Consider the following 4928-nt stretch of genomic DNA (forward strand, 5'->3'; position numbering starts at 1 on the left):
CGTACCTGACGCTCGTCTTCGAGACATGCCGGTAGGCGTCACGGCGTTCCTGCAACGCCCCGTTGTAGAGGGCACAGTGATCCCGCAGCATCTCGGACAGTGCCTGAGCCTGCCGGACGGTGGGCCGCATGAGGAACTTGTACGCACGGATCACCCCAACGCACGCCCCCTCCGGTCGAGTTCACCCAATCCTATTCCATTTGCGCATTTGGCGTAGTCATCACGCTGGGAACCAGATCCCGATATTCGTTGGGGAAACCATGTCATCTGCAACCTTCAGCCCACTTGGTGTTTGTCACCAAGTACCGGTCTCAGATCTTCAACGGCGAGATGCTGACGCGCTGTGAGGCGATCATGCGGGACGTGTGCGAGAGCTTCGGCGCACAGCTGCGGGAGTTCAACGGCGAAGGCGACCACGTCCACCTTCTCGTGCACTACCCGCCGAAAATCGCCCTGTCCAAACTCGTCAACAGCCTCAAAGGGGTCAGCTCCCGCTACCTGCACGCGGAGTACACCGACCGGATCAACCGGATCGGGACCGGGCCTGTGTTCTGGTCCCCGTCCTACTTCGCGGGGTCCTGCGGCGGCGCACCACTGGGCATCGTCAAGGACTACATCGACAACCAGAAGCGGCCAGCCTGACCGTCACCCCGCAGACGCAGCGAACTCCGGCGCTTCGCACCTCCGGGCCGAGGATCGCATTCCCGCCCGGCCTGAAGACCGGGATTCCCTGCGAAGATTCAGAGGATGGACTCAGCGGGAGTGAGTCCTATTGGAGAAGGTGCGGCGGCGTGCTCGGCGAGCCTGCCCGGCTCGCCGCGCGCGGGGAGGTGGTGGTGTCGATCGCCCGCACCTGCCCGCCGGAGCGGGTGCCAGAGGCGTTCCGCGAGCTGGAACGGCGGCACATCCACGGCAAGATCGTGCTCGGGCCCAGAAGCTGTCCGGCCGGTCATGCCTCCGTTTCGTGATGAGTCACAGCCGCCGACTGCCCGGGTTCCCGCTTGGGCTGCCGAGGCGGCCGGACATGGCGGGCTCAGGACGGTCGAAGAGCCGGCGAGCCAGGCCGGCGAGGCCGACCCCGTGCGCGTACACATCCCAGTGACCTGCGCGGACAACTGCTTCACCGTGGTCACGTCGGTCGGCGGTGACGGCCTGTTGCACGGACTGCGGCTCGACCCGCACGGCGGCGTCGAGCGGCAGCCGCCGCACTTTGCGGATACGGGCCGGTTCACCGAGCGGGACGTCATACTCGGGACCGGTCCGCTCGCCGTGCCCGGCACACTCAGCCTGCCTGTCGGCCCTGGACCGTGGCCCGCCGTAGTGCTGCTCAGCGGTGGCGGTGCGTTCGACCGGGACGAGAGCAGCGGCCCGAACAAACCGCTCAAGGACCTCGTCTGGGGGCTCGTCACCCGGCAGGTGGCCGTGCTGCGTCTCGACAAGGCGGCCTTCGCGCACCCGGATCGCCTGCCACAGGACGTCACCGTGGCCGACGAGTACCTGCCGCCCGCGCTCGCCGCCGTCCGCCTGCTCCGGCAGCAGCCCGAAGTGGCCCCGGACCGGATCCACCTGCTCGGCCACAGCATGGGCGGCAAGGCGGCACCCCGGATCGCCGCCGCCGACCCGTCGATCGCGGGCCTGGTGCTGCTCGCGGCGGACACACAGCCGATGCACGAGGCGGCCGTCCGGGTGACCCGCCATCTCGCGGCACTCACCCCCGAGTCCGGCGCGGACGAGATGGTTGCCGCACTCGCCCGGCAGGCCGCGCTGGTGGCGGCCCCCGGCCTTACCCCCGACACACCGTCAAAGCCGCAGCCGCTGGGGTTCTCCGCTTCCTGCCGGCTCGGCCTGCGCGTCTACGACCCAGTGGCCACGGAAGCACGGCTGACCTGCCCGATGCTGGTCCTGCGGGGCGGCCGGGGCTACCAAGTGACCGTCGCCGACGACCTGGTCCGCCGGCAAAACGCCCTCGCTCACCGGCCCGAGGTGACCATCCGGATCCACCAGGACGCCAACCACCTCTTCTTCCCCGGCAGCGGCCACCCCACCCCGGCCGAGTATGCGCGGCCAGGACACGTCGAGCCGGCGGTGGTGGACGGGATCACGGCCTGGCTGTCGCGACGGTAGCCGCCAGGCCCTGTGTGGCAGAAAGAACTCCCAGGCCATCGACGCCCGTTGCGGCAAGCGCGGCCAAATCTTCCTGGGCACCGTCACCGCAGCAGCACTCCCCATCCGGCTCCGCACATGACCGGCAGGACAGCTCCCGGCACTGGGCGACTCGACAGGCGGGCCTGGTCCAAGGACGCAACGGACAGCGGGCCGGACGGAGCTGACAGAGCCCAGAGGCGTACATCCCCGGACTGACACGCCGCCCGGAAATCCGCCGGAGGTTCGATGCCGCCCGTCCGGTTCACCCTGAAGGGCAGCATCCATGGGTGAAGACAGAACACTGACGAAGCGTCATAGGTGTTCCCTGTCAGGCAGGTGGCGGCCGTGACGGCCGCCCTCTGTCTCACCTTCGCCACCGTGGCCCTGCTGCCCGCGCCCTCTCCGCCGCCGCGACGGGGCCGGGCGGCGAGACGGTGGTCAAGGGCGGGCACACGGCCGGCTTACGACTCGGTCCGGCCGCATAGGCCAGCGGAGGTGCGATTGCCTGGGCATCCGCTTCCTCTCCGACCCACAGCGCGATGAACAGCGCGGCGGTCGCCTCCAGGAGTCCCGCCCGTTCGAGACCGCCGCCCCCTACGGGCTCGCAGCCCACGTCCCGCACCAACTCGCGTACGCGCGCGAGGGCTGCATGGTCGTCCCCGCAGACCGGAACGGCCAGTGGCCGCCCGTCGAAGACAGGTGGCCGCATGCGCCACACGTCTTCGTGGCAGAGATTGAACGCCTTGACCACATGGGCTCCCGGTGCCGCCGCGGCCAGCTGCCGCGCGGCCGAAGGGCCTCCTTCCGTCAGCAGTCGGAAGCCCGGACCGACCGGGTTGGAACAGTCCAGCAACGCCTTGCCGTCCAGGGCCGCCCGCAGCTCCCGCGCGACGCCCGTCCCTGCGTCAAAGGGCAGCGCGGCCAGCACCACCTGACCGAACTCGGCCGCCGCACGCAGACTTGCAGGCTTCGCGCTGCCTCCTATGCGTGTCGCGAGCCGCTCCGCCTTGTCCGCGTCCCGTCCCCCGATGGTCACCTCGTGCCCGGCCCGCGCCCAGTGGGTGGCGAGGGCGTCCGCCATGTTGCCCGTTCCCAGCACACCGATTCTCATCACGCGTTTCCTCTCCGTGCCTGCTTCGGCTTTCCGGGACGACGCTAGGTGGCCTGTGGGGCACCATTTGGTACGTGACGACCGACGCCTTCCTCGCCGACTGCCGCGCCCGCCTCGCCTTCGACCTTCTCTCCAACACCTGGAACGCCGTGGTGCTCTGGGCGCTGCGCGAGGGTCCCAGGCGACCGGTCGAACTACGGGAGCGGATCGGGGGCATCAGCCCCAAGGTCCTCACCGAGACGCTGCGGCGCCTGCAGTTCAACGGACTGGTGGACCGCCACGCACATCCCGGAGCACCACCGCGGGTCGAGTACCGACTCACCGCTCTGGGACAGACCTTGTTGGCACCCATCGACGCCGTCGGAGCATGGGCCTTCGAACACGGTGATGAGGTGATGGCCGCCCAGGAAGCCGAACGCACCCCCACCACACAGCGCCCTCCTCATACCCGCTAGACCAGTCAGCCAGGAACGGAGCCCGGTTCGGTGTTGCGAGACGCCCGTGACGGAGTAGGTCGGCCCGTCCTGCCTGGCAGACCCACCGGCAGCCAGGGCAGCCACACCGCCGCGGCGAGCAGACCTTCGGCGGTGGAGTCGGCGTCCAACACCTCGGCCGCGATCAGCGGCAGGGGCACGACGGTGACGCTGTTGCCCAACCCGCTTGAGCAGTTGGCCTCATACCGGGCGACCGGCTCGGTGCCGAGCGCACCCGGGACCTCGTTCACTCCGAGTTCACTCCGGAGAGTTGTTTCCCCGCCGGTCGAGGCGAACGGAGCATGCGTCGCGCCCCTCGGGGGAGAACCACTGGCGTACGCGAAAGCCGACATCAAGGAGGCCGCGCGTGTCCGATGTCGTCTTCACCGCGGACTTCGCCTCGACACGACAGTGGGTCGCGGGGCATTCCTGGGCCTATCCCGACGGCGGTCCCGTCAACCCGGACGACGACAAGCTCGACTACCTGGTCACCGGCCCCGACCCCGACCACTGCCGCACCGGCACCTTCCGCGCCACCCGGCGCCCGGACGGCAGATGGAACACCGGCCTCCTGACGACCGAGGACAGCGACGACGGCTTTCTCCTGTGTGCGGGGGACGTGCTGAAGACCCGGGTAAGACTCCCCACGCAGATCGGCGCCTGGCCGGCCATCTGGACATTGCGGGACGGAAACCAGCAGGTCGACGTCTTCGAGTACCACCCCGACCATCCCGATCTCCTGGAACTCTCCAACCACGTGCGCGGCGGACACCGCTACTACCGCGACAAGGCCGTCCAGCCGGGTGCCTGGGTGGACCTGCGCGTCGAGTTCGGTGCCCGTTCCGTCGTCTGGTGGGTCAATGGCGATCGCGCCTACGCCGACCGGCGGGGCGTGGGGAGGAGCTGGAACGCCTACCTCATCGTCAACCTGTCCGTCTGCGCCGGGCGTTACCACCCACCGCCGGCCGCCGGGGTCTCCGAGATGGCGTTCGAGGTGGCACAGCTACTCGTCCACAGACCGAGCATGGCCGGCGACTGCCTCTAGCGTCGGCACACGACCGGCCGCGACACCGTCGTACCCCGCGCCGCGACACCATCGAGCCCCGCGCCCCGACGCCGTAGCGCCCCGCTTGCCGCCCGCCTGTCGAAGTCAGGCGGGCGGCCGCTGGTCGGTCCCGACGGCTGTCTCTTATACACAA

8 protein-coding genes are annotated in these 4928 nt (G+C 69.5%); 5 read left to right on the forward strand and 3 right to left on the reverse strand.

Annotated elements, in window-relative coordinates; genetic code table 11:
• The coding region (locus ACFVWD_RS57330) for a helix-turn-helix domain-containing protein (protein ID WP_389607062.1) at positions 1-154 on the reverse strand (154 nt) is incomplete at its 3' end.
• 95 nt (positions 155-249) lie between these two features.
• Here ACFVWD_RS57330 and tnpA point away from each other — a divergent pair.
• The 3 genes from tnpA to ACFVWD_RS57345 all read left to right on the forward strand — a co-directional run bounded on the left by tnpA (position 250) and on the right by ACFVWD_RS57345 (position 2124).
• The gene (gene tnpA / locus ACFVWD_RS57335; protein ID WP_389607052.1) at positions 250-642 is read left to right on the forward strand and encodes an IS200/IS605 family transposase; all 393 of its coding nucleotides are present in this window, start codon (positions 250-252) and stop codon (positions 640-642) included.
• A 149-nt stretch (positions 643-791) separates the two neighbouring features.
• Entirely contained in the window at positions 792-968 is a 177-nt protein-coding gene (locus tag ACFVWD_RS57340; protein ID WP_389607054.1) for a zinc-binding dehydrogenase, read from the forward strand.
• 112 nt (positions 969-1080) lie between these two features.
• Positions 1081-2124 carry an alpha/beta hydrolase family protein gene (locus ACFVWD_RS57345; protein ID WP_389607055.1) on the forward strand — a complete coding sequence of 348 codons (1044 nt, stop codon included), beginning with the start codon at positions 1081-1083 and terminating at the stop codon, positions 2122-2124.
• Positions 2125-2509: 385 nt separating this feature from the next.
• Here the strand turns inward: ACFVWD_RS57345 and ACFVWD_RS57350 are convergent, their stop codons facing one another.
• A complete protein-coding gene (locus ACFVWD_RS57350; RefSeq protein ID WP_389607057.1) occupies positions 2510-3256 on the reverse strand; it encodes an NADPH-dependent F420 reductase in 747 nt (248 codons plus the stop codon).
• A gap of 74 nt (positions 3257-3330) precedes the next feature.
• Between ACFVWD_RS57350 and ACFVWD_RS57355 the strand changes: the two genes are divergently transcribed.
• Positions 3331-3711: a winged helix-turn-helix transcriptional regulator gene (locus ACFVWD_RS57355; RefSeq protein ID WP_389607058.1), complete on the forward strand. Its 381-nt coding sequence runs from the start codon at positions 3331-3333 to the stop codon at positions 3709-3711.
• Between the two features lie 5 nt (positions 3712-3716).
• On the opposite strand, the gene ACFVWD_RS57360 is transcribed toward ACFVWD_RS57355, so the two are convergent.
• Positions 3717-3980, reverse strand: a complete 264-nt coding sequence (locus tag ACFVWD_RS57360) for a hypothetical protein (RefSeq protein ID WP_389607059.1) — start codon at positions 3978-3980, stop codon at positions 3717-3719.
• A gap of 116 nt (positions 3981-4096) precedes the next feature.
• On the opposite strand from ACFVWD_RS57360, the gene ACFVWD_RS57365 reads away from it, so the two are divergent.
• The gene (locus tag ACFVWD_RS57365) at positions 4097-4774 is read left to right on the forward strand and encodes a beta-glucanase (RefSeq protein ID WP_389607061.1); all 678 of its coding nucleotides are present in this window, start codon (positions 4097-4099) and stop codon (positions 4772-4774) included.
• Positions 4775-4928: the final 154 nt, after the last annotated feature.

Origin of the sequence: Streptomyces sp. NPDC058086, assembly GCF_042885015.1 — a bacterium.
In the GTDB taxonomy this organism is placed as follows: domain Bacteria; phylum Actinomycetota; class Actinomycetes; order Streptomycetales; family Streptomycetaceae; genus Streptomyces.